This is a genomic window from Agrobacterium tumefaciens, from assembly GCF_013337285.1.
GTDB classification, from domain to species: domain Bacteria; phylum Pseudomonadota; class Alphaproteobacteria; order Rhizobiales; family Rhizobiaceae; genus Agrobacterium; species Agrobacterium burrii.
Map to the genome: position 1 here is coordinate 19,301 of NZ_SUPW01000004.1, position 21,651 is coordinate 40,951.

Here is a 21,651-nt window from a genome sequence, read left to right on the forward strand (position 1 = left end):
AACGCTCTAAAGCGGGGTATCTCCCGAAAAGCCGCGAAAGCTTTCCCTCCATGTCTGCCGTTGCCGCTAACGTCGCTCCAATTTTCATTCTCATCCTGATCGGCTGGCTCACCGTCAAGGCCGGTCTGTTCCGGGCCGATGCCGGTGAGATTCTCAGCGATTTCGTGTTCAAGATCGCCGTGCCGACTTTGATCTTTCGCACGCTCGCGGAAGCGAATTTTCACGGTGCATCGCCTTTCCGGCTCTGGATCACCTATTTCGCCGGCGTGGCCGTGACCTGGACAATCGGACATATCGTCACCCGTTACGCCTTCAAGCAGGATGTGCGTATCGCTGTGATTGCCGGGATTTCCTCGGCCTTTGCCAACAATATCTTCATCGGTCTGCCGCTCGTCGGTCGGTCCGTGGGGGATGAGGGGCTGGTGGCTCTCTCCATCCTGCTGGCCATCCACCTGCCGGTCATGATGATCGCCGGCACGATCTTGATGGAGAACGCCACGCACAAGGCGGTCGGCGGCGAAAAGCGAAGCATGGCTGCGGTCTTCAAACAGGTAGGTCGTAATCTCGTCACCAATCCGCTGGTGATCGGCCTGGCGATCGGGCTTTCGACCAATGTTTCAGGTGTGACGCTGACGCCCATCCTCAAAACCGTGGTCGATCAGATTGCTTCGATGGCAGGGCCAGCGGCACTCATCTCGCTTGGCATGGCGCTGACGAAATATACCATTCGCGGCAATTTGGGCATTGCCGTCACCATGACGGTGTTCAAACTGCTGCTTCTGCCCGCCTGCGTGTGGGCCATGGGTCATGCTCTCGGCCTCAGCCACGAATGGACGGCGGCACTTGTGCTCACCTCGTCGGTGCCGACGGGGGTGAATGCGTGGTTGATCGCCAACCGCTTCGGCATCGGCCACAGCGTTGCGGCCTCCACCATCAGCATTTCCACGGCGACCGGCGTTCTTTCCGTGTCGCTGTGGGCATGGCTGCTGAGCTGATGACTCTGCCGAATTGATTATTTCTGGGCGCTGAGGATCTTGAAGCGGGCGTTACGGCACACCTCGGCGCTGGTGCGGAATTCCGCTGCCAGCACCGGCTCATAGGGCATGCCGCGATTGGCGACCATCAGCAGCTTTCCGCCACTGCGTAGCGCGCCTGCAGCCGTCTTGATGAAGGCCTGACCGAGTGCAGGCTCCGCCGCCTGTCCCGCCGCATGGAAAGGCGGATTCATGATGATGAGGTCATATTTTTCCTTCGGCGGCTCGTTTGCCAGATCCTGCCAGAAGAAACGTGCCGTCAGTCGCGGCGTGTTTTCAAGAAGATTGGTTTTCGCAAATTCCAGCGCGTTCCAGTCGGCTTCGAAAAGGTCGATACGGGCCGTGCGCGGCGATTTTTCCGCCAGCATGACCGAGAGATAACCCCAGCCCGCGCCGAAATCGGCAGCATTGCCGTCAAAATCGGTCGGCAGGCGCGATGCCAGAAGCTCCGAACCGTCATCGACGCGGTCATGTGAGAACATACCGGGCAGGGCGGTGAAACGCCCTTCAACCGTTACGGGCTTTTGGGCAAGTTTGGAGACTGCAAGGGCCACATCGTCGGGGCGTCGGAACCAGAGTGCAACGCCGTGGTATTTAGGTGTGGAGTCGGCCTCGATGCCAAGCTTCGCAAGCGTCTTGCGCAGCGTCACGATACCGTCTTCCTTCGATCCCGCTGCGACGATCAGGCCGCCGGCTTTCACGCGCGACAGCGCTTCGGCAACACGGTTTTCGTTCTCGCCACGATGTTTGCCGCACAGCAACAGCGCCGCATCGTAGTCTTCGCCTGAAATGTCCGGGGTGACCTGCGCGCCTTGCGCCTGCAGAGCCCGGTAAAGCGGCCGAAGGTGTTGGACGGCAATAATCTCCGCGTCAAAACCATCCAGCTTCGGGCCGGCCTCCGCTCCCAGAAACAGAACGCGTTCGCCCTCTTTCGGCATGTCGAGCATTTCTGCGGCAAAGGGGTGGAACAGGGTTTTAACAGCGTCGCGGCTCATGGGAGCGTCCTTAAGATGAAATAGAAAAAAGGCGCGGGCAAAACCCGCGCCTCGATAGGGTCTGGCGACGCTGCCTTATTCGGCAGCGGCTTCGCCATCTTCCTTCTTCTTGTCGGCAGCGACTTCCTGACCGGTTGCCTGATCGACAACCTTCATGGACAGGCGAACCTTGCCACGCTCGTCGAAGCCCATCAGCTTGACCCAGACCTTGTCGCCTTCCTTGACGACGTCGGAGGTCTTGGCAACGCGATCAGATGCAAGCTGCGAGATGTGAACGAGGCCGTCACGCGCGCCGAAGAAGTTGACGAATGCGCCGAAGTCGGCGGTCTTGACGACCGTGCCTTCGTAGATTGCGCCGACTTCCGGTTCAGCAACGATCGAGTGGATCCACTTGCGGGCCGCTTCGATTTCCTTGCCGGAAGCAGAAGCGATCTTGACGGTGCCGTCATCCTCGATGTTGATCTTCGCGCCGGTCTTTTCGACGATTTCGCGAATGACCTTGCCGCCGGAGCCGATGACTTCACGGATCTTGTCGACCGGAATGTTCATGACTTCGATGCGCGGTGCGAATTCGCCGAGCTGACCACGGCTCTCGGTGATGGCGTTGGCCATTTCGCCGAGAATGTGCTTGCGGCCACCCTGTGCCTGCTCCAGAGCGATCTTCATGATCTCTTCGGTGATACCGGCGATCTTGATGTCCATCTGCAGCGAGGTGATGCCGTCGGCCGTACCCGCAACCTTGAAGTCCATGTCGCCGAGGTGGTCTTCGTCACCGAGGATGTCGGAGAGAACCGCAAAGCGCTCGCCTTCGAGGATGAGACCCATGGCGATACCGGCAACCGGCTTAGCCAGCGGAACGCCAGCGTCCATCAGGGCGAGCGAGGTGCCGCAAACCGTTGCCATCGACGAAGAGCCGTTGGACTCGGTGATTTCGGAAACGACGCGCAGCGTGTAGGGGAACTGTTCCGCCGTCGGCAGCATCGGGCGAATAGCGCGCCATGCGAGCTTGCCGTGACCGATTTCGCGGCGGCCCGGGGAGCCCATGCGGCCTGTTTCACCGACCGAGTAGGGCGGGAAGTTGTAATGCAGCAGGAAGCGTTCCTTGTACATGCCGGTCAGGCTGTCGACATACTGTTCGTCTTCGCCGGTGCCGAGGGTGGCAACAACGATCGCCTGCGTTTCACCGCGAGTGAACAGTGCCGAACCATGCGTGCGCGGCAGAATGCCGACTTCAGAGACGATCGGACGAACGGTCGACAGATCGCGGCCGTCGATACGGCTCTTGGTGTCGAGAACGTTCCAGCGAACGATCTTGGCCTGGAGGTGCTTGAAGACAGCGCCGATTTCTTCAGGGCTGTACTTGGCTTCGCCTTCTTCCGGCAGGAAGTGAGCCTTGACCTTTGCCTTCACGGCATCGACGGCGGCGTAACGGGCAGCCTTTTCGGTGATCTTATAGGCAGTGCGCAGTTCGGTTTCGGCAAGGCCAAGCATTTCGTTTTCGAGCGCGGAGAAATCTTCCGGTTCGAATTCGCGCGGTTCCTTGGCGGCAACTTCGGCGAGCTTGATGATCGCGTCGATAACCGGCTGGAAGCCGCGATGGCCGAACATGACGGCGCCGAGCATGATGTCTTCGTTGAGTTCCTTGGCTTCCGATTCAACCATCAGGACGGCGTCCTGCGTGCCGGCGACAACCAGATCCAGAACCGACTCGTCCATCTCATCAAGATGCGGGTTCAGAACGTATTCGCCGTTGATGTAACCAACGCGCGCGCCGCCGACCGGGCCCATGAAGGGAATGCCGGACAGTGTGAGGGCTGCGGATGCGGCAACCATCGACAGAACGTCCGGGTCATTTTCCAGATCGTGCTGAATGACGGTGACGACAACCTGTGTGTCGTTCTTGTAGCCTTCAGGAAACAGCGGGCGGATCGGACGGTCGATCAGGCGGGAAACCAGTGTTTCCTTTTCGGAAGGACGACCTTCGCGCTTGAAATAACCGCCGGGGATCTTGCCGGCTGCGTAGGTCTTTTCCTGATAGTTGACCGTCAGCGGAAAGAAGTCCTGTCCCGGCTTCGGAGACTTTGCGGAAACCACGGTCGCGAGAACCATCGTCTCGCCGTAGGTTGCGATGACGGCGCCGTCAGCCTGACGGGCAACCTTGCCGGTCTCGAGCTTCAGCGGGCGGCCTGCCCATTCGATTTCCACGGAGTGTTTATTGAACATATCTTGTCCTTGTTTGTACTTGCCCGCCTTATGGGGGCAAAGAACGACGCGATCACGGGCAAGACAGCGGGAGGCTTTCGAGGTGCAAGCATCCGGCAATCCTGCCCCATGACAGGTCTGCGGTTGAAAAGGCGACACCGGCCCATCCGGTTCTACCTTATCGCCCGGTGGGCCGCATTTGCAGCAACCGCCCGGAAATTCGTGGGCTTCATAAGGCCCGATATAAAAACCGGCGGGTATCGTTGTGAAACCCGCCGGATAAAATTTTAGCGGCGGATGCCGAGAGCACCGATCAGCTTGGTATAACGGCCTTCGTCCTTCTTCTTCAGATAGTCGAGAAGCGAACGGCGGGTCGAAACCAGCGTCAGAAGACCACGACGGGAGTGGTTGTCCTTCTTGTGGTCCTTGAAGTGACCGGTCAGGTTGTTGATCCGCTCGGTCAGGATTGCGACCTGAACTTCCGGAGAACCAGTGTCACCTTCCTTGGTGGCATATTCCGTGATGAGGGCGGCTTTGCGCTCTACAGTAATCGACATCGTGCGATCCTTTCTTGTTTTAAGGAAAAACGGGGACGCCTAGAGCCGGGATGTCGTCCAGCTCTGGCCATTCAGTAGCATAGGCAAAGCCCAAGCTGGCGCTGCCTATAAACTATTCCGGGTACAATTGAAAGAGGCGATTGACTGCGCCGTTTCAGCCAAAAACCCGCTTCGGCCGAAACTCTCCTTCGCCGATCTCGCCAATGGCGACGAGCTTGCCCTGCACGGTGGCATAGGCTTCCGGATGATTGGCTGGCGCATCGCGCCCGCGCAGCAGGATCGGATTGCCCATCTTCAGCCGATGTGCCTGATCGTCGTTGATGATCAAATGAGGAAGTGACGAAAGCGCCTCCGCCGTGTCGATCAGATAGACATCCAGCGCCTCGAGCCGCTCGTCGCGGTCTTCGATGGCCTCTAGCGCCGTCAACGTCTCAAGCGGCACCATCATGTCTTCGCCGAAGGGGGCGACCATGGTGCGGCGCAACTGCGAAATATGGCCGAAACAGCCCAGGTCTTGACCCATGTCGCGCGCCAGTGCCCGCACATAGGTTCCCTTGCCGCATTCCACTTCGAAATGCGCGGTATCGGCGTCGGGGCAAGCGAGCAGCGTCAGGCGATGAATCTCCACCTCGCGTGCCGGGATTTCCACCGTCTCGCCTTCGCGCGCCAGATCATAGGCGCGCTCGCCGGCGATCTTGATGGCTGAAAATTGCGGCGGTATCTGCTCGATTACACCGGTGTAGTTGGGCAGAATATCGCGGATTGCCTGTTCATCCGGACGCTGGTCGGAGGAGTTGATCACCTCGCCTTCCAGATCGTCGGTCGCGCGTTGTTCGCCCCAGGTCACGGTAAATTCGTAGATTTTTCGGCCGTCCATGACGTAAGGCACGGTCTTGGTGGCGTCACCGAGCGCAATCGGCAGCATGCCGGAAGCCAGCGGATCGAGCGTGCCGGCGTGGCCCGCCTTCTGGGCATTGAACAGCCACTTGATCTTGGAAACGGCTTCGGTGGAACCGAAATCGAGCGGCTTGTCGAGAATGAGCCAGCCCGAGATCGGGCGGCCCTTGGGTTTGCGGTGCTGCTGTTTGCGTGGTTTGGACATGCTTCAGTTCTGTTCGTCGTCTTTTTCGTTTGAAGGTCCAAGATCGCGCTGCACCTCCGGTGACCGCAGGAGTGCGTCGATCTTCTGGTAGTTGTCGAAACTGGTATCGTCGCGAAAGCGCAGTTCCGGCATGTATTTCATTTGCCGCAGTTGCGGGCCGAGGCGGCCCCGCATGAATTTCGCGTGGCGGTTCAGCGCGCTGATGATGTCGGTGTGATCGGCAACGCCAAGCGGCGTCACATAGGCAGTCGCGATCTTGAGATCGGGCGACATGCGCACTTCCGAGATGGAAATAACGGCGCTTTCGATCAGATCGTCGCGGACTTCGCCGCGCTGGAGAATTTGCGTCAGTGCGGCGCGCACCTGTTCGCCAACGCGCAGCATGCGTTGCGAAGGGGCCGATGATGTTGCTTTTGCCATGGGTAATGCCTCAAACAAAGCGAGCGCCGGTTAAGCCGGCGCCCGACAGTAAAGTCCTGTTTTGCGACGAGACGCTTAGAGCGTTCTCGTGATGTGCTCGACGCGGAAGCACTCGATGGTGTCGCCGGCGCGGATGTCTTCGTAGTTTTCGAATGCCATACCGCACTCCTGACCAACAGGCACTTCGTTGACTTCGTCCTTGAAGCGCTTGAGGGTCTTGAGCTTGCCTTCGTGGATGACGACGTTGTCGCGTACCAGACGCACACCCGCACCACGTTCCACCTTGCCTTCGACGACGCGGCAACCCGCGACCTTGCCGACCTTGGTGATGTTGAACACCTCGAGGATTTCGGCATTGCCGAGGAAGGTCTCGCGACGTTCCGGCGAAAGAAGACCCGACATGGCCGCCTTAACGTCATCCACCAGATCGTAGATGATGTTGTAGTAGCGGATTTCGATACCGGCGCGCTCAGCCGCCTGACGGGCCTGCACATTGGCACGCACGTTGAAGCCGATGATCGCGGCGTTGGATGCTTCGGCAAGCGAAATATCCGATTCCGTGATACCGCCGGCGCCCGAATGGACGATGCGGGCACGAACTTCGTCGGTGCCGAGCTTGTCGAGTGCGCCGGCAATGGCTTCGATCGAGCCCTGCACGTCGCCCTTGATCAGCAGCGGGAATTCCTTCATCCCCGAAGACTGTAGCTGGCTCATCATCTGTTCCAGCGAACCGCGCTGGCCCGTCTGGCGGGCGACAGCCTTGTCGCGTGTCAGACGCTGGCGATACTCGGAAATCTCGCGGGCGCGGCTTTCGTTTTCGACGACCGCAAAACGGTCACCGGCCGAAGGCGTGCCGGAAAGGCCGAGGACCTCGACCGGCATGGCCGGACCGGCTTCCTTGACGTGTTCGCCCTTGTCGTTGACGAGCGCGCGCACGCGGCCCCACTGATCACCGGCAACGATGATCTGACCGGGCTTCAGCGTACCCTTCTGAACCAGAACGGTGGCAACCGAGCCACGGCCACGGTCGAGTTCGGCTTCGATGACCGTGCCTTCTGCGGTACGGCTCGGATCCGCCTTCAGATCGAGGATTTCGGCCTGGAGCAGGATCGCTTCGAGCAGCTTGTCGAGGTTGAGCTTGTTCTTGGCCGAAACCTCGACATCAAGAACTTCACCCCCCATCGATTCCACGAAAACTTCGTGCTGCAGCAGCTGCTGGCGAACCTTTTCAGGGTTTGCCTCGTGCTTGTCGATCTTGTTGATTGCAACGACGATCGGAACACCGGCCGCCTTGGCGTGATTGATGGACTCGATCGTCTGCGGCATCACGCTATCGTCTGCGGCAACAACCAGCACGGCAATATCGGTCGCCTGTGCGCCACGGGCACGCATGGCCGTAAAGGCGGCGTGGCCGGGGGTGTCGATGAAGGTGATCTTGTGACCGTTCTTCTCGACCTGATAGGCGCCGATATGCTGGGTGATGCCACCGGCTTCACCGGAAACGACATTCGCCTGACGGATGGCGTCGAGCAGCGAGGTCTTGCCGTGGTCGACGTGACCCATGATCGTGACGACCGGCGGACGGGAAACCATTTCGCCTGCGTCATCCGCCTGGTTGAAGATGCCTTCTTCCACATCGGATTCGGAAACGCGCTTGACGGTGTGGCCGAATTCGACGGCGATCAGTTCCGCCAGATCGGCGTCGATCACGTCGCCCGGCTTCATCATCTGGCCTTCCTTCATCAGGAACTTGATGACGTCGACGGCGCGTTCGGACATGCGCTGCGACAGTTCCTGAATGGTGATGGTTTCCGGCAGGATGACTTCGCGCATAACCTTTTCGCGGGTTTCCTGCATCTGGCTGCGACGGAACTTCTCCTGGCGGCGGCGCATGGATGCCATGGAGCGGCCGCGCTGGGTGCCGTCTTCTTCCAGATTGGATGTGACGGTGAGCTTGCCGCGACGACGCTCTTCTTCTGTCTTGAGGCGGGCAGCGGGCTTGGCCGGAACCGGAGCCGTGACCTTGCCGCGAGCCGGAAGGCTGCTACTGCGACGCACGGCACCACGATCTTCCTCTTCGTCACCACCGGTACGACGTCCGCGCGGAGCAGCGGCGTCAGGCGTGGCGGGAGCGGAACGGGGAGCAGCCGTGGCAGACTGAGGACGGGCGTCGGTGCGTGGCGCCGGCGTAAAGGCCGCAGCCGGCCTTTCGCCGGTCGGTTCGGATTTCGCCGCAACAGCAGGCTGGCTTGCCGCTACCTTGGCAGCCGCAGCCTCTTCGGCAGCGCGGTTTGCGGCCTCGACCTTTTCGGCCGCGATGCGCTGTTCTTCCTCGACCTTGCGGCGGGCTTCGTCTTCGGCGCGCTGCTTGGCTTCCACCACGTCACGAGCCTGCGCTTCCATCAGCGCACGGCGACGGGCTTCCATCTCACCTGCGGAAAGATCGTGCAGAACGTTGCCGCGCGGACGGTCAGGCTGGCGCTGCTGGGGTGCGGACGAGCCGGGACGCTGCTGCGACTGGGAAGAACCCGGACGCTGCTGCTGGCCGCCTGGCTGATGAATGCGCGGCTGGGGAGCCTGCGGACGCGCTGCCACGGGGGCAGGGGCAGGTGCCGCGGGCTTCGGCGCTGGTGCTGCTGCCACGACGGGCTGAACCGGCTTCTCGTCTTCGGGACGTAGGGGGCGGCGCTTGCGTGTTTCCACGACAACCGCATTTGTGCGACCTCGACCCATATCCTGCCGCACGGTACCCTGATTCATCCCGCCCGGCTTGAGGGTGAGAGTCTTCTTGGCCGGCGCGTTAAGTGTCTTGTCGTCGTTGTTGTCGGTCATTCGTTCCCGTTCCTTCGGACGAGAACCGGATGACGTCCATCAGGTCTCGTCGTTCAATTGCTGCATCGGAACGCGGCGACCGTTCATGTCGGTTAACCGCGTCATTGTTCTGTCCGGGCAGCGTCGCGTTCCGCCTGAGATCGACCGCCAAGGCGGTACTGCTCAAGCATCGTTGCGCGCTTCACTACACCCTCACCCGCCTGCCCCGCAAGCGCGCAAGCATGGATAAAAGCATTCTGGCCCATCAACTCGTCCATTTCGGCGCTACTGAAGAGCCGGAAGGACGGAATTTCATTGCCGGCATCGCTGCCGAACGCCCAGGCCCTGCGGGCCTGGTCCAGTTTTCGAACGCCGTCTGCCGCGGCATCGGTTGCGTGGAACACGGCAATCGCGTTCCCGGACCGGACGGCGGCATCGACCTTCGTTGCGCCGCTGATGAACTGGCCCGCCTTGCGCGCCATGTTCATCATTCCGGCAAGCTGCTGCGCCATCAGCCGGTCGAGCAAAGCAAGAAGCTCCGGTCCGGCCTTGACGTCGCGTTTGAGTGCCCGTGCGAAGATCTTCTTCGCAATGGCTTTCTCGATCAGGGCGCGCTCGGGTGTTACCCAGCAGCCGCGCCCCGGCAATTGGCGTTTCAGATCCGGAACGACGCTGCCGTCCGGGCCTGCGACGAAGCGGATCAGCTCATCCGGCGATCCGCTTTGCCGTGTCACAATGCACATACGTCCATTGACGTTGCCTTCCAGCCGCCCGTCCTCATCGGTTTCGGGCAACTCGTCCGGCTCATGCGCCTGCGATGTCATTCCTGTTCGGCGGTATCCGCCTCCTCGGTAGCTTCGGCATCGGCTTCCTCTTCGGAAGCGAGATCTTCGGCCGTGATCCAGCCAGCCAGAAGACGGGCCTGTACCACCATGTTCTCAGCCTCGACGCGCGAAACGTCGAGCTTGGAGAAGATGCCTTCGAACTTCTTCGTCTCGCCGTCCTTGCGCTCGCTCCAGCCGACCAGATCGTCCGCCGCACAACCGGCAAAGTCTTCGATCGTCTTGATGCCGTCTTCACCCAGCGCGACCATCATCTGCGATGTCAGGCCGTCGATCTGGCGCAGCTCGTCGGCAACGCCGAGTTCCTTGCGCTTGGCGTCCATTTCGGCTTCCAGACGTTCCAGATATTCGCGGGCGCGGGTCTGGATTTCATCGGCGGTGTCTTCGTCGAAACCGTCGATCGAGGAAATTTCGCCAAGATCGACATAGGCAAGTTCTTCAACCTGCGCGAAGCCTTCGGAGGCCAGAACCTGGCCGACCATCTCGTCGACGTCGAGAGCATCCATGAACAGCGCCGTGCGCTCGTTGAATTCCTTCTGGCGGCGCTCGGACTCTTCCTGCTCGGTCATGATGTCGATATCCCAGCCGGTCAGCTGCGATGCCAGACGCACGTTCTGGCCACGACGGCCGATGGCAAGCGACAGCTGCTCGTCGGGAACCACCACTTCGATACGCTCGGACTCTTCATCCAGAACGACCTTGGCCACTTCAGCGGGCTGCAGGGCGTTGACGATGAAGGAAGCCGGATCCTGGCTCCACGGAATGATGTCGATCTTCTCACCCTGCAATTCGCCGACGACGGCCTGAACGCGCGAACCGCGCATACCGACGCAGGCGCCGACCGGATCGATGGAGCTATCGTTCGAGATAACGGCGATCTTGGCGCGCGAACCGGGGTCACGGGCAACCGACTTGATCTGGATGATGCCGTCGTAGATTTCCGGAACTTCCATGGTGAACAGCTTCACCATGAACTGCGGATGGGTACGCGACAGGAAAATCTGCGGGCCGCGCTGTTCGCGGCGAACGTCGTAAACGTAAGCGCGCACGCGATCACCGTAACGCATGTTTTCGCGCGGGATCATTTCGTCACGACGGATGATGCCTTCGCCACGGCCGAGATCGACGATGACATTGCCGTATTCGACACGCTTGACGGTGCCGTTGACGATTTCGCCGATGCGATCCTTGAATTCGTCATACTGACGGTCACGCTCGGCTTCACGAACCTTCTGCACGATCACCTGCTTGGCGGACTGTGCGGCGATACGGCCAAAATCCATTGGTGGCAGCGGATCGGCGATGAAATCGCCGAGCTTGGCGTCCGGGTTGCGGTCGCGGGCCAGTTCGAGCGGAATCTGGGTCGAATAGTCTTCGGCTGCTTCCACCACTTCCAGAAGACGCTGCAGGCGGATTTCGCCGGTCTTGGAGTTGATGTCGGCGCGAATGTTGGTTTCCGAACCATAGCGCGAGCGGGCGGCTTTCTGGATAGCGTCGGCCATTGCGGCAAGCACGATTTCGCGGTCGATGACCTTTTCGCGCGCCACAGCATCGGCGATCTGTAGAAGCTCAAGCCGGTTAGCACTCACTGCCATTTTTATGTCTCCGTAAGTCGCATAATTGCGGGGATGCCCGTTTTCGGGCCTTTTTACGTTTCAATTAGTCTTCGTCTGCTTCGTTTTCGTCGTTCTGGTTTGCGGCGGCGGCCTTTGCCGCCTTGTCTGCCCGCAACGCATCACGAATAAGATCGTCCGTCAGAATGAGCTTCGCATCGGAAAGCGCGCTGAACGGAACGGTGACTGTCGGTTCTTCGCCATAGGCGATCTGGTCACGTTCCAGCTTGAAGCCGTCCGCATCGACCTCGACGATCTTGCCGCGAAACCGCTTGCGGTTCTCGACCAGAATGGAGGTTTCGACCTTCACCAGATGACCTTGCCAGCGGGTGAAATCCAGTTTGCGAACCATCGGCCGATCGATGCCGGGCGAGGAAACTTCGAGATGATACGCTTTTTCGACTGGATCTTCCACATCAAGAACCGGTGAAATCGCCATCGAGATGGCTTCACAGTCCTGAACGTTCATCGTTCCGTCTTCGCGCTCGGCCATCACCTGCAACGTCATGCCGTTCTGGTTGGAGAGCCGCACGCGCACCAGAAGATATCCCATGCCCGTCAAAACAGGCTCGATGATCTCGGCGATGCGCTGGTCGATGCCCGTTTCGGTTATCAGTCGCGGTTCGTGTGCGGTGTCTGCCATCTGGCCTTCCGGTCTTTGATTTTCACCGGGCTCCTGGCCCGTGGTTTCCGGTTCGCCTAACGAAAAAGAGCGGAGCCTTGCGGCCCCACTCTTCATCAAGCGATCAAGAATTTCAGGGGTCATATAGACCCATCGGGGCAGGATTGCAAGGTTTTCGCGGCGCTCCTGCTTCAATGGCGATGGTAGCCACATTTTCACCTTCCCCGTGTCGGAAAGGCTGGCATGATTTCCGGCACTGTCTATAGTTGCCGTTTGATAGATCGCAGTTGCATCAAGTGGACTGATCGTGCCTGACCGTAAATCGCCGCTCGCGCCTTTAAGGCATTTGACTTACAGACGAATCTGGATCGCCAGCCTTGCCTCGAATTTCGGCGGGCTGATCCAGGCGGTGGGTGCGGCATGGATGATGACCTCGCTGTCGAGTTCGGAAAACATGATAGCGCTGGTGCAGGCTTCCACCTCGCTGCCGATCATGCTGTTCTCGCTGATTTCAGGCGCGCTGGCCGATAGTTTCGACCGTCGACGCATCATGATTTCCGCGCAACTCCTGATGCTGACGGCCTCCGTGCTGCTGACGGTTTTTGCCTGGTGCGGCTGGCTTACCCCCTGGCTGTTGCTGTTCTTCACTTTCATGATCGGCTGCGGCACGGCGCTCAACAATCCGTCCTGGCAGGCTTCCGTCGGCGAAATGGTGCCGCGCGAGGATTTGCCCGCCGCCGTGACGCTGAACAGCGTCGGCTTCAACATTACCCGCAGCGTCGGCCCCGCCATCGGCGGCATCATCGTCGCCGCCGCAGGGGCTGCCGCCGCGTTTTTCGTCAACGCGCTGAGCTATTTCACCCTGCTTTACGCCCTGTTTCGCTGGCAGCCGCCCAAACACGCCTCGACCTTGCCGCGCGAGCAGCTTCTTGCCGCCATATCGGCCGGAATGCGCTATGTGGCCATGTCGCCCAATATCGGCAAGGTGCTGGTGCGCGGCTTTCTCTTCGGCCTTTCCGCCAGTGCCATCCTGGCCTTGATGCCGGTCGTTGCCCGCGATCTGGTCGAGGGCGGCCCGCTGACCTATGGCGTCATGCTGGGTGCATTCGGCGTTGGCGCCATTGGTGGTGCGTTGATCAGCGCCCGGCTGCGGGAAGTCATGTCCAGCGAATGGATCGTGCGTGTCGCCTTTTTAGGTTTCGCCTTCAGTTCCGGCATAACGGCAATCAGCACGAGTGCGATCATCACCTCGCTTGTTTTGACGGTCGCCGGCGCCTGCTGGGTTCTGGCGCTTTCCCTGTTCAACACCATCGTCCAGCTTTCCACGCCGCGCTGGGTGGTGGGCCGGGCGCTGTCGCTTTACCAGACACTGACCTTCGGCGGCATCGCGGTCGGCAGCTGGCTGTGGGGCGAACTGGCCGAAGACTATGGCATTTCCTATTCGCTTCTCTGTTCCTGCGTGCTGATGCTGCTCGGCGTCGTCGTTGGCCTCAAGCTCGCCATGCCTGCTTTCGCCTCGCTCAATCTCGATCCGCTCAACCGCTTCGTCGAACCGCCGCTGAGGTTGGATATCAAGCCACGCAGCGGCCCGATCGCCATTCTCATCGACTATGAAATTCATGACGAGGATCTCGGTGAATTCCTGCCGCTGATGGCCGAACGCCGTCGCATCCGCATCCGGGATGGCGCGCGCAACTGGAACCTGATGCGCGACCTCGAAAACCCTGACATCTGGACCGAAAGCTACCATGTGCCGACATGGGTGGAATATGTCCGCCATAACCACCGCCGCACCCAGGCGGATGCGGAGGCCTGGGACCGGTTGCTCGAGCTTCATCGTGGCAAGACACGGCCGCGTGTGCACCGGATGATCGAGCGGCAGACAATTCCACCGACCGACGATATCTTCCACAAGCCGCATACCGACCAGCATTGAGAGGCTGGGGGGAGGAGAGTGGTGGCAACATTTGCCAAGCGCTGCCCGTCATCCTCGGGCCTGTCCCGAGGATCCAATCACGTATCGTAAAATCAATAGGTTGCAGATGCTCGGCACAGGTCCGACCATGACGGAAGAGAGTTTAGCGCTTCGCCGTCAACCTGCTATTTCAGCTTCGCCTTCAGTGTGGCGTCAGGAAAGCACGTCGGGGCCAGCCCATTTTTCGCCTGCCAGTCGCCGAGCGAACGGCGCGTTTTGAAGCCGGCCAAACCGTCCGCCTTGCCGACGTCGTAACCCTTGGCGACGAGCGCCTTCTGCATGGCCAGAACATCCGATCGCAGCATCGATCCGACACTGCCCCATTCCGCCTTGAACGGCCCCGCCCCATGGGCGATGCGATCGGCGAGATTACCGATGAACAGGGCGTAGAGGTCGGAATTGTTATATTCCTTGATGACGTAGAAATTCGGCGTCACCACGAATTCCGGCCCGTGCCGTCCGGCCGGCACCAGCATCATGCCATCGGCAGTAAGGTCATTGGCCGGAAAGGCTTTTCCGGAAATGCGGGTAATGCCCATCTTCGCCCAGTCGGCCACCGGCCTCGCAAGGTCCGGGCCTTCCTGCGCGCAGGAGACATTGGCCGGGATCGAGGCTTCGAAACCCCAGTCGCGGTTGCGCTGCCAGCCGCGCTGAGAAAGATAGTTCGCTATGGATGCCAGCGCGTCCGGTACGGAATTCCAGATATCACGCCGGCCGTCGCCATCGAAATCCACCGCATATTTGAGGTAGCTCGACGGCATGAATTGCGGCTGGCCGAGCGCGCCGGCCCAGGAGCCCATCATGCGCGAGGCTGCAATATCGCCGCTCTCGATGATCTTTAGCGCATCAATCAGCTCGGTGCGGAACATCTCCTTGCGAGTTGATATATAGGCCTTCGTGGCCAGCACATCGACTACGGAATGCGGCAGTTTCGCACGGCCGAAACCGGATTCGCGGCCCCAGATCGCCACGATGATATCGCCGGGTACGCCATATTTCGCTTCGATGCGGCGAAGGGTGGCGGCATGTGTTGCTGCAAGCGACCGACCGGTGCCGGCAAGCCCCTGCAATCGCTTCTCGGAGAAATAGGCGCCCGGTGAAGAGAATTCCGCCTGGCTCTGGCTTTGTTCCTTCGGCGGTTTCTGGCCGGGGATGATGAGATCAGGCAGCTTCCAGTTGATGGAGAGACCGCTGAGAGCCGCCTCGAGCGTCTTTTGCGAAATGCCCGCCTTGCGCGCTTCCGACCAGATTTCCTTTTTCAGCCACGTATTGAATTCGGCGTCGTATCGGGCAGCAGTCGCCCCTGTCGGCACGGATTGCGCCAAGGCCGCCGTCGCTGAAAATACGGAAAGAATGGCGGCCAGCGCCGTGGGTGCAAATCGGTTTCGCATTCGGTCTCCTCTTTGGGTCGTGCGGAGTGAGGGAAGGCGTCAGATCGTCGTGCGGGCTCGAAGCGCTGCCGTCAATGTGCCTTCGTCCAGATAGTCCAACTCGCCGCCCACCGGCACGCCATGCGCAAGCCGGGTGATCTTGACGCCGAGATCGGAGAGGCGGTCGGTGATATAGTGGGCGGTTGCCTGCCCCTCCACCGTGGCATTGACGGCGATGATAAGCTCACGAATACCACCGGCACTGACGCGGTCGATCAATCCCTTGATATTCAAATCTTCCGGCCCGACGCCATCCAGCGGCGACAGCGTGCCGCCCAGCACATGATAGGCGGTGTTCATGGCGCTCGCCCGCTCCAGCGCCCAAAGATCAGACACGTCTTCCACCACGATGATGATAGACTGATCACGCCTGTCGTCGGCGCAGACGGTGCAGGGGTCGATGGTATCGACATTGCCGCAGCAGGAGCAGATCTTCACCTTGTCATAGGCTTCACCCATGGCATGTCCGAGAGGACCCAGAAGCTGCTCCTTCTTCTTGATGAGATGCAGCGCCGCCCGCCGCGCCGAGCGAGGGCCAAGCCCCGGCACTTTTGCGAGAAGCTGGATCAGTTTTTCGATTTCGGGGCCGGTGACTCGTTTTGCCATGAGCGCTTTCTACTGCATAAATCGAGAAACGGGAATCATGAAGCGCGAAGGGCAGTCCATGAAAATACGGGCGGTGTGCCGCGGTGAGGCAAAGTCTTTGCCGGGAAAGACAACGAAGACGGGTATTTTCAAATATGCCGTGCAAGGCCCGGTCATGGTGGATGGGGAAGGCATCGTCAGTGATGCCGTCTGCAATCGCAAACATCACGGCGGGCCGGATCAGGCGATTTACGTCATGGGCACGGTCGATCTGGATTTCTGGTCCCGCACACTCGGTTTTGTCATCGACCCCGGGTTTTTCGGGGAAAATCTGGTTCTGGAGGGTGTCGACAGCGCCAAATTGCATGTGGGCGACAGGTTTTTGGCAAAGGAAGTGGTGCTGGAGGTCACCGCCGCCCGCATTCCCTGCGCCACCCTGTCAGCCCGGCTCGGCGACCCCGGCTTCGCACCGCGTTTTCGCCAGGCCGGTCATCCGGGTTTTTATTGCAGGGTGCTGAAAGGCGGAATGCTCGCCGCCGGTGAGGGCATCGCCTTCGAACCCTATGAGGGAACGAAACTGCCCATACCGGTTATTTTGCAGCGCTTCCGCCCCATGCAATTGACGCGGGAGGAACGCGCTGCCTATCTCGACACACCGCTTGCAAGCCGCTTCCGCGCCATGCTGGAGGTATGAGCGCCAATATCAGAACGGCAGCTTCATGCCGGGCGGAATCGGCAGGCCGGCTGTGATTTCTTTGGTCTTTTCGGCAGTGATGGCCTCGGCACGTTCCTTGGCGTCATTATGGGCGGCAACGATCAGATCTTCGAGAATTTCGACGTCGTCTTCCCTAAACAGCGACGGGTCGATCTTCAGGCCCAGCAGGCTGCCCTTGCCGTTCAACTTCACGGTCACGAGCCCGCCGCCGGATTTGCCTTCGACTTCAAGCGCGGCGATATCCGCCTGCATCTTTTCCATCTTAGCCTGCATTTCCTTGACCTTGCCCATCATACCCATGATGTCACGCATGTGCCAAACTCCTGTTTTTGTTATATATTAGAATTCTATGTCGTCGCCGGGAAGGATGTCGCCGTCGCTCGATTCGGCGACCGATGGTGGGGCGATCTCGTCTGCCTCGTCCTGCTCAACAACGCGGATGCGAACGTCGGTGATCTTTGCGCCGGGAAATTGCTGGAGAATGGCGACGACATCCGGGTCCTGTCTTGCATCAACAAGGCGGGCGTCGCGGGCATTGCCCTCGGCCTCCACCAGCGTCGGCTGGCCCTCTTCCTTGCTGAGGCTGACGATCCAGTGGATACCGGTCCACTCCTTCAACCTCACACCAAGCTCACCCGGCAAGGAGCCGGGAGCGCCATCGCCGAGGCGCATATCGAGCCGGCCCGGTTCCAGCCGAACCAGCCGTACGAAATTGCGCACCTTCGCCCGCATGACGGGGTCGCGGTTTTTCTGGCAAAGGTCGGCAATATCCTGCAGGGAGTTGACCGGAACCTTTGGCTCGGGCCGCTCTTCGGTCTTCGGCGTGACGACCTGCATGTCGTGCGGGCGGCTGTCGGGAACGGCGCGCAGTATGGCAGACGTTTGCGGCGTCGCCGGGCGCTGGGCCGGAAGATCGACAGGTCTTGTGGCCGCCACGGTCTGCGCTGACGAATAGGCTCGTGCGCCGCCGCCATTGCCGCCGCCCGAAGGCGCGCCGTTGGCATAGCCACCATCGCCGGCAGAAAGTTCGAGCAGGCGCCGTGCCGCATCCTCCGGTGCCGGAAGATTGGCGGCATGCGAAAGGCGGATCAGCACCATTTCGGCAGCACCTGCCGGACGCGAGGCATTTTCCGTTTCCGGTATGCCCTTCAGCAACATCTGCCAGATGCGTGATAGCGCCGTCACCGCAATCGTCTCGGCAAATTCCGCACCACGCACGCGTTCGACCTCGGAAAGCGAAGGGTCTTCCGCCGCATCAGGTACATATTTCATGCGGGTAACGAGATGGGTAAAATCGGCAAGGTCGTTCAGCACCACGACAGGGTTTGCGCCCGCCTCATATTGCCCGTTGAATTCTGAAAGCGCGGCGGCGACATCGCCTTTGATAACGTGTTGGAAGAGATCGACGATGCGCGCGCGGTCGGCAAGGCCGAGCATGCCGCGCACCGCTTCTGCCTCCACGCGGCCGCCGCCATGGGCAATCGCCTGATCGAGCAGGGAAAGGCCATCACGGGCCGAACCCTCGGCCGCACGGGCGATCATCGACAGCGCCTGTGGCTCAGCCTCAAAACCTTCCTTGCCGGCAATAGCCGTGAACAGGCCAACGAGATCGGCGGCGCTGATGCGGCGCAGATCGAAGCGCTGGCACCGCGACAGCACGGTAATCGGCACCTTGCGGATTTCGGTGGTTGCGAAGATGAATTTCACATGCTCCGGCGGCTCTTCCAACGTCTTCAAAAGACCGTTGAAGGCCTGCGTCGAAAGCATGTGCACTTCGTCGATGATATAGACCTTGTAGCGCGCCGAGACCGGACGATAACGCACCTGCTCGATAATCTCGCGAATGTCGTCGATACCGGTGTGGGAGGCGGCGTCCATCTCGATGACATCGACATGTCGGCCTTCCATGATCGCCTGGCAATGCTCGCCGGGAATGCGCAGGTCGATGGTCGGCTTGTCGATCAGGTCGGTCTTGTAATTCAGCGCCCGGGCGAGAATGCGCGCCGTCGTCGTCTTGCCCACGCCGCGAACGCCGGTCAGCATATAGGCCTGCGCGATGCGTCCGGTCTCGAACGCGTTGGTCAGCGTGCGAACCATCGGCTCCTGGCCGACCATCAGATCGGAAAAATCCTTCGGGCGATATTTGCGTGCCAGTACCCGGTAGCCGGTCCCGCTCTGGGATTCGCTTGTTGTGGTGGGTACGGTATCGCTCATCGCCTCGCCAGTTTGTTTTGCCAGTTTGTTTCGGGGCTGAACTGGCCCGGCGAAAGCTGAGCGGCATTTTGAAAAAGGTGGGAGGCTGGCACGGCGACCCGTGCCTGGCTCGTTAGGGCTGCTTCCTTCCGGACCTGACCCGGTTGGCGAGTGGCTCGTCCACCACCAACCTCCCGGGGCCACATATCGGCAATATCGACAGCAAATGCAAGCCAAGCCTTCAAAAAACTGCTATCACGATGAAAACAAACAGGGAGGACACCTTGGAGACATTCCGGCTGGACGACAGGCTGGCGCGCGATAGTGTGCTTGTAACGCGTTTGGGACTATGTGAATTGCGTTTGCAGAACGATAACCGCTGGCCTTGGCTGGTGCTGGTGCCCCAGCGAGACGATGTCAGCGAATTGTTTGATCTGACCCCGCTCGATCAGGCTATGCTGACATTTGAGACCAATCTCGTCGCCGCCGCGCTAAAGGATGTCACGGGGGCCACCAAGATCAATGTCGGTGCGCTGGGCAACATCGTCCGGCAACTTCACGTCCATATTATCGCCCGCAATGAAGGTGACACCTGCTGGCCCGGCCCCATCTGGGGTCACGGAACGGCGGTGCCCTATGCGGTGGGCGAAAAGGAAACTTTCATGAAAAAAATCTCCGGCGCGCTCTGATGATGTCAATGACAATTTTTGAAACCAACGCTCCCCATCCCGAAGCAAGCCTGCTGACAGCCTTTTCAAAAAATGCCCTCGACCGTTTCGCCGAAAAGCGGACGGAAGAGTGCGTTGCCGATGCGCTGAAAATCGACGGCACCCATATTTTTGCCTTCTCGGGTAACCGGCTTGTGCTGAAGCACGATGATCAGGTCATCGATCCCCTGTTCTCCGCCTATGAGTTGGCCGAATTGCAGCCGGATTTCGACAATGCCGTGTTGCTCGGATACCGTGAAACCGGCGAACCGAGAATCGCCGTGCCGGTTGCCGTCGCCGAAGACCATCTGGCGAGCCATTACAAGCTCGCCGACGCCCGCACGCTTTACCGCGATCATCTGCTCGATGAGGAGTTACTCAGCGAGGTTGCCCAGGCTGTCAGCCTGACGCACTGGAATGCCGACAACCGGTTTTGCGGAAAATGCGGCGGGAGCATGGAGCTGCGGATCGGCGGTTACAAGCGGATCTGCGCTGCCTGCAATCACACTATTTTTCCGCGAACCGATCCTGTCGTCATCATGATGACGATCGATATCGAGCGTGATCTTTGCCTGCTTGGTCGTGGCGCCCATTTTGCGCCGGGCATGTATTCCTGCCTTGCCGGCTTCGTTGAGCCGGGTGAAACCATCGAGCAGGCCGTCCGCCGCGAAACGCATGAGGAATCCGGTGTCGACATCGGCCGCGTGCGTTATCACGCCTCTCAGCCGTGGCCGATGCCGCACACGCTGATGATCGGCTGTTACGCTGAAGCGCTCTCTTTCGATATCGCCCGTGACGAGATCGAACTGGAGGATTGCCGGTGGTTTACGCGCACTGAGGTGGCCACGATGCTGGAGACAGCGACGGGCGACGGCTTTTCCGCCCCTCCGGGCGGCGCCATCGCGCACCGGCTGATGCGCGACTGGGTGGAATGGACGAAATGAAACGCGTTGCGGCAGGCTCAGCTCTGGTTGAGCTTGCCGCGCATTGCATGGCCCTTGTAGACGCCGAGAATGCGGACTTTTTCTGAGAAGAAGCGCAACTCGTCGAGCGCATGCCGTACCGGCTCGTCATCCGGATGGCCTTCGATATCGGCGTAAAACTGCGTCGCCACGAATTTTCCGCCCAGCTGGTAGCTTTCCAGCTTCGTCATGTTGATGCCGTTGGTGGCAAAGCCGCCCATGGCTTTAAAGAGGGCTGCCGGAATATTGCGCACGTTGAATACGAAGGTCGTGACGACGACTTCGTCGGGAGATTCGTCGACAGGCTGGCGCTTGGTCCAGTTTTCATCGCGCGACAGCACGACGAAACGCGTGACGTTATTTTCCGAATCCTCGACATTTTCGGCGAGAATATCGAGACCATAGAGATCGGCCGCAAGGCGCGGTGCCAATGCCGCCATGCTGCGGTCGCCCTTTTCCGAAACCTGCTTGGCAGCGCCTGCGGTATCGCCGGCGATAACCGGTTTCCAGCCGTTGGAGCGGATGATCTTGCGGCACTGGCCAAGCGCATGAATGTGGCTATGGACGGTGCGGATCTCGTCTTTTTTCACACCCGGCATCACCATCAGCTGGAAGCGGATCGGCATGAAATATTCACCGATGATATGCAGGCGCGATTCCGGCAGCAGATGGTGAATATCGGCGACGCGGCCGGCCAGCGTGTTCTCGATCGGGATCATGCCGAGATCGGCTTCACCATTTTCAATGGCGTTGAACGCATCCTCAAAAGTGGGGCATGGCAGAGGCTCCATATCCGGGAACATGTCGCGGCAGGCCATGTCGGAATTCGCGCCGAATTCGCCCTGAAAGGCAATGCGATTTGTGCTCAAGGTCATGAAATTTTCCG

The 21,651-nt window shown here is 60.1% G+C and carries 19 protein-coding genes and 1 other RNA gene; 5 read left to right on the top strand and 15 right to left on the bottom strand.

What is annotated here, in order from left to right; genetic code table 11:
- Positions 1-50 precede the first annotated feature (50 nt).
- Complete coding sequence (locus FCH38_RS12960) at positions 51-995, top strand: AEC family transporter (RefSeq protein ID WP_149898963.1); 945 nt, start codon at positions 51-53, stop codon at positions 993-995.
- 17 nt (positions 996-1,012) lie between these two features.
- On the opposite strand, the gene FCH38_RS12965 is transcribed toward FCH38_RS12960, so the two are convergent.
- The 9 genes from FCH38_RS12965 to rimP form a co-directional block, all read right to left on the bottom strand.
- Positions 1,013-2,029, bottom strand: coding sequence for a class I SAM-dependent methyltransferase (locus FCH38_RS12965; protein WP_174374030.1), 1,017 nt, complete (start codon positions 2,027-2,029; stop codon positions 1,013-1,015).
- 75 nt (positions 2,030-2,104) lie between these two features.
- Positions 2,105-4,252, bottom strand: coding sequence for a polyribonucleotide nucleotidyltransferase (gene pnp, locus FCH38_RS12970; protein WP_174374031.1), 2,148 nt, complete (start codon positions 4,250-4,252; stop codon positions 2,105-2,107).
- Positions 4,253-4,518: 266 nt separating this feature from the next.
- The gene (rpsO, locus tag FCH38_RS12975) at positions 4,519-4,788 is read right to left on the bottom strand and encodes a 30S ribosomal protein S15 (RefSeq protein WP_149898184.1); all 270 of its coding nucleotides are present in this window, start codon (positions 4,786-4,788) and stop codon (positions 4,519-4,521) included.
- Between the two features lie 154 nt (positions 4,789-4,942).
- A complete protein-coding gene (gene truB, locus FCH38_RS12980; protein ID WP_174374032.1) occupies positions 4,943-5,890 on the bottom strand; it encodes a tRNA pseudouridine(55) synthase TruB in 948 nt (315 codons plus the stop codon).
- Positions 5,891-5,893: 3 nt separating this feature from the next.
- Positions 5,894-6,310: a 30S ribosome-binding factor RbfA gene (gene rbfA / locus FCH38_RS12985; RefSeq protein WP_149898186.1), complete on the bottom strand. Its 417-nt coding sequence runs from the start codon at positions 6,308-6,310 to the stop codon at positions 5,894-5,896.
- A gap of 75 nt (positions 6,311-6,385) precedes the next feature.
- Entirely contained in the window at positions 6,386-9,142 is a 2,757-nt protein-coding gene (infB, locus tag FCH38_RS12990) for a translation initiation factor IF-2 (protein ID WP_174374033.1), read from the bottom strand.
- A 101-nt stretch (positions 9,143-9,243) separates the two neighbouring features.
- Entirely contained in the window at positions 9,244-9,945 is a 702-nt protein-coding gene (locus tag FCH38_RS12995) for an RNA-binding protein (protein ID WP_149898188.1), read from the bottom strand.
- Positions 9,942-11,558, bottom strand: a complete 1,617-nt coding sequence (gene nusA, locus FCH38_RS13000; RefSeq protein WP_174374034.1) for a transcription termination factor NusA — start codon at positions 11,556-11,558, stop codon at positions 9,942-9,944. The genes FCH38_RS12995 and nusA overlap by 4 nt, the downstream gene beginning before the upstream one ends.
- Before the next feature lie 64 nt (positions 11,559-11,622).
- Complete coding sequence (gene rimP / locus FCH38_RS13005) at positions 11,623-12,219, bottom strand: ribosome maturation factor RimP (RefSeq protein ID WP_149898190.1); 597 nt, start codon at positions 12,217-12,219, stop codon at positions 11,623-11,625.
- A gap of 286 nt (positions 12,220-12,505) precedes the next feature.
- Here rimP and FCH38_RS13010 point away from each other — a divergent pair, with 286 nt between their 5' ends.
- On the top strand, positions 12,506-14,134 hold the full coding sequence (locus tag FCH38_RS13010) for an MFS transporter (RefSeq protein WP_174374035.1): 1,629 nt from the start codon (positions 12,506-12,508) through the stop codon (positions 14,132-14,134).
- 164 nt (positions 14,135-14,298) lie between these two features.
- Here FCH38_RS13010 and FCH38_RS13015 read toward each other — a convergent pair whose 3' ends face one another.
- Positions 14,299-15,564 (bottom strand): lytic murein transglycosylase, encoded by a 1,266-nt coding sequence (locus tag FCH38_RS13015; RefSeq protein WP_174374036.1) that lies wholly within the window; start codon positions 15,562-15,564, stop codon positions 14,299-14,301.
- Positions 15,565-15,603: 39 nt separating this feature from the next.
- Positions 15,604-16,209, bottom strand: coding sequence for a recombination mediator RecR (gene recR / locus FCH38_RS13020; RefSeq protein WP_174374037.1), 606 nt, complete (start codon positions 16,207-16,209; stop codon positions 15,604-15,606).
- A 37-nt stretch (positions 16,210-16,246) separates the two neighbouring features.
- On the opposite strand from recR, the gene FCH38_RS13025 reads away from it, so the two are divergent.
- Positions 16,247-16,882, top strand: a complete 636-nt coding sequence (locus FCH38_RS13025) for an MOSC domain-containing protein (RefSeq protein ID WP_174374038.1) — start codon at positions 16,247-16,249, stop codon at positions 16,880-16,882.
- A 9-nt stretch (positions 16,883-16,891) separates the two neighbouring features.
- Here FCH38_RS13025 and FCH38_RS13030 read toward each other — a convergent pair whose 3' ends face one another.
- The 3 genes from FCH38_RS13030 to ffs form a co-directional block, all read right to left on the bottom strand.
- Positions 16,892-17,215 carry a YbaB/EbfC family nucleoid-associated protein gene (locus FCH38_RS13030; RefSeq protein ID WP_149898194.1) on the bottom strand — a complete coding sequence of 108 codons (324 nt, stop codon included), beginning with the start codon at positions 17,213-17,215 and terminating at the stop codon, positions 16,892-16,894.
- Between the two features lie 27 nt (positions 17,216-17,242).
- On the bottom strand, positions 17,243-19,117 hold the full coding sequence (locus tag FCH38_RS13035) for a DNA polymerase III subunit gamma/tau (protein ID WP_174374039.1): 1,875 nt from the start codon (positions 19,115-19,117) through the stop codon (positions 17,243-17,245).
- A 77-nt stretch (positions 19,118-19,194) separates the two neighbouring features.
- Positions 19,195-19,291: signal recognition particle sRNA small type (gene ffs, locus FCH38_RS13040), an RNA gene on the bottom strand.
- 65 nt (positions 19,292-19,356) lie between these two features.
- On the opposite strand from ffs, the gene FCH38_RS13045 reads away from it, so the two are divergent.
- On the top strand, positions 19,357-19,785 hold the full coding sequence (locus FCH38_RS13045; protein WP_174374040.1) for an HIT domain-containing protein: 429 nt from the start codon (positions 19,357-19,359) through the stop codon (positions 19,783-19,785).
- Between the two features lie 2 nt (positions 19,786-19,787).
- A complete protein-coding gene (gene nudC, locus FCH38_RS13050) occupies positions 19,788-20,747 on the top strand; it encodes an NAD(+) diphosphatase (protein ID WP_174374190.1) in 960 nt (319 codons plus the stop codon).
- Positions 20,748-20,764: 17 nt separating this feature from the next.
- On the opposite strand, the gene FCH38_RS13055 is transcribed toward nudC, so the two are convergent.
- A complete protein-coding gene (locus tag FCH38_RS13055) occupies positions 20,765-21,640 on the bottom strand; it encodes a prephenate dehydratase (protein WP_174374041.1) in 876 nt (291 codons plus the stop codon).
- Positions 21,641-21,651: the final 11 nt, after the last annotated feature.

What these genes read in the sequence shown, in the direction of transcription:
- FCH38_RS12960 (WP_149898963.1), top strand. Translation starts at nt 51, where the DNA reads ATGTCTGCCGTTGCCGCTAACGTCGCTCCAATTTTCATTCTCATCCTG.
- FCH38_RS12965 (WP_174374030.1), bottom strand. Translation starts at nt 2,029, where the DNA reads ATGAGCCGCGACGCTGTTAAAACCCTGTTCCACCCCTTTGCCGCAGAA.
- pnp (WP_174374031.1), bottom strand. Translation starts at nt 4,252, where the DNA reads ATGTTCAATAAACACTCCGTGGAAATCGAATGGGCAGGCCGCCCGCTG.
- rpsO (WP_149898184.1), bottom strand. Translation starts at nt 4,788, where the DNA reads ATGTCGATTACTGTAGAGCGCAAAGCCGCCCTCATCACGGAATATGCC.
- truB (WP_174374032.1), bottom strand. Translation starts at nt 5,890, where the DNA reads ATGTCCAAACCACGCAAACAGCAGCACCGCAAACCCAAGGGCCGCCCG.
- rbfA (WP_149898186.1), bottom strand. Translation starts at nt 6,310, where the DNA reads ATGGCAAAAGCAACATCATCGGCCCCTTCGCAACGCATGCTGCGCGTT.
- infB (WP_174374033.1), bottom strand. Translation starts at nt 9,142, where the DNA reads ATGACCGACAACAACGACGACAAGACACTTAACGCGCCGGCCAAGAAG.
- FCH38_RS12995 (WP_149898188.1), bottom strand. Translation starts at nt 9,945, where the DNA reads ATGACATCGCAGGCGCATGAGCCGGACGAGTTGCCCGAAACCGATGAG.
- nusA (WP_174374034.1), bottom strand. Translation starts at nt 11,558, where the DNA reads ATGGCAGTGAGTGCTAACCGGCTTGAGCTTCTACAGATCGCCGATGCT.
- rimP (WP_149898190.1), bottom strand. Translation starts at nt 12,219, where the DNA reads ATGGCAGACACCGCACACGAACCGCGACTGATAACCGAAACGGGCATC.
- FCH38_RS13015 (WP_174374036.1), bottom strand. Translation starts at nt 15,564, where the DNA reads ATGCGAAACCGATTTGCACCCACGGCGCTGGCCGCCATTCTTTCCGTA.
- recR (WP_174374037.1), bottom strand. Translation starts at nt 16,209, where the DNA reads ATGGCAAAACGAGTCACCGGCCCCGAAATCGAAAAACTGATCCAGCTT.
- FCH38_RS13025 (WP_174374038.1), top strand. Translation starts at nt 16,247, where the DNA reads ATGAAGCGCGAAGGGCAGTCCATGAAAATACGGGCGGTGTGCCGCGGT.
- FCH38_RS13030 (WP_149898194.1), bottom strand. Translation starts at nt 17,215, where the DNA reads ATGCGTGACATCATGGGTATGATGGGCAAGGTCAAGGAAATGCAGGCT.
- FCH38_RS13035 (WP_174374039.1), bottom strand. Translation starts at nt 19,117, where the DNA reads ATGAGCGATACCGTACCCACCACAACAAGCGAATCCCAGAGCGGGACC.
- FCH38_RS13045 (WP_174374040.1), top strand. Translation starts at nt 19,357, where the DNA reads ATGAAAACAAACAGGGAGGACACCTTGGAGACATTCCGGCTGGACGAC.
- nudC (WP_174374190.1), top strand. Translation starts at nt 19,788, where the DNA reads ATGTCAATGACAATTTTTGAAACCAACGCTCCCCATCCCGAAGCAAGC.
- FCH38_RS13055 (WP_174374041.1), bottom strand. Translation starts at nt 21,640, where the DNA reads ATGACCTTGAGCACAAATCGCATTGCCTTTCAGGGCGAATTCGGCGCG.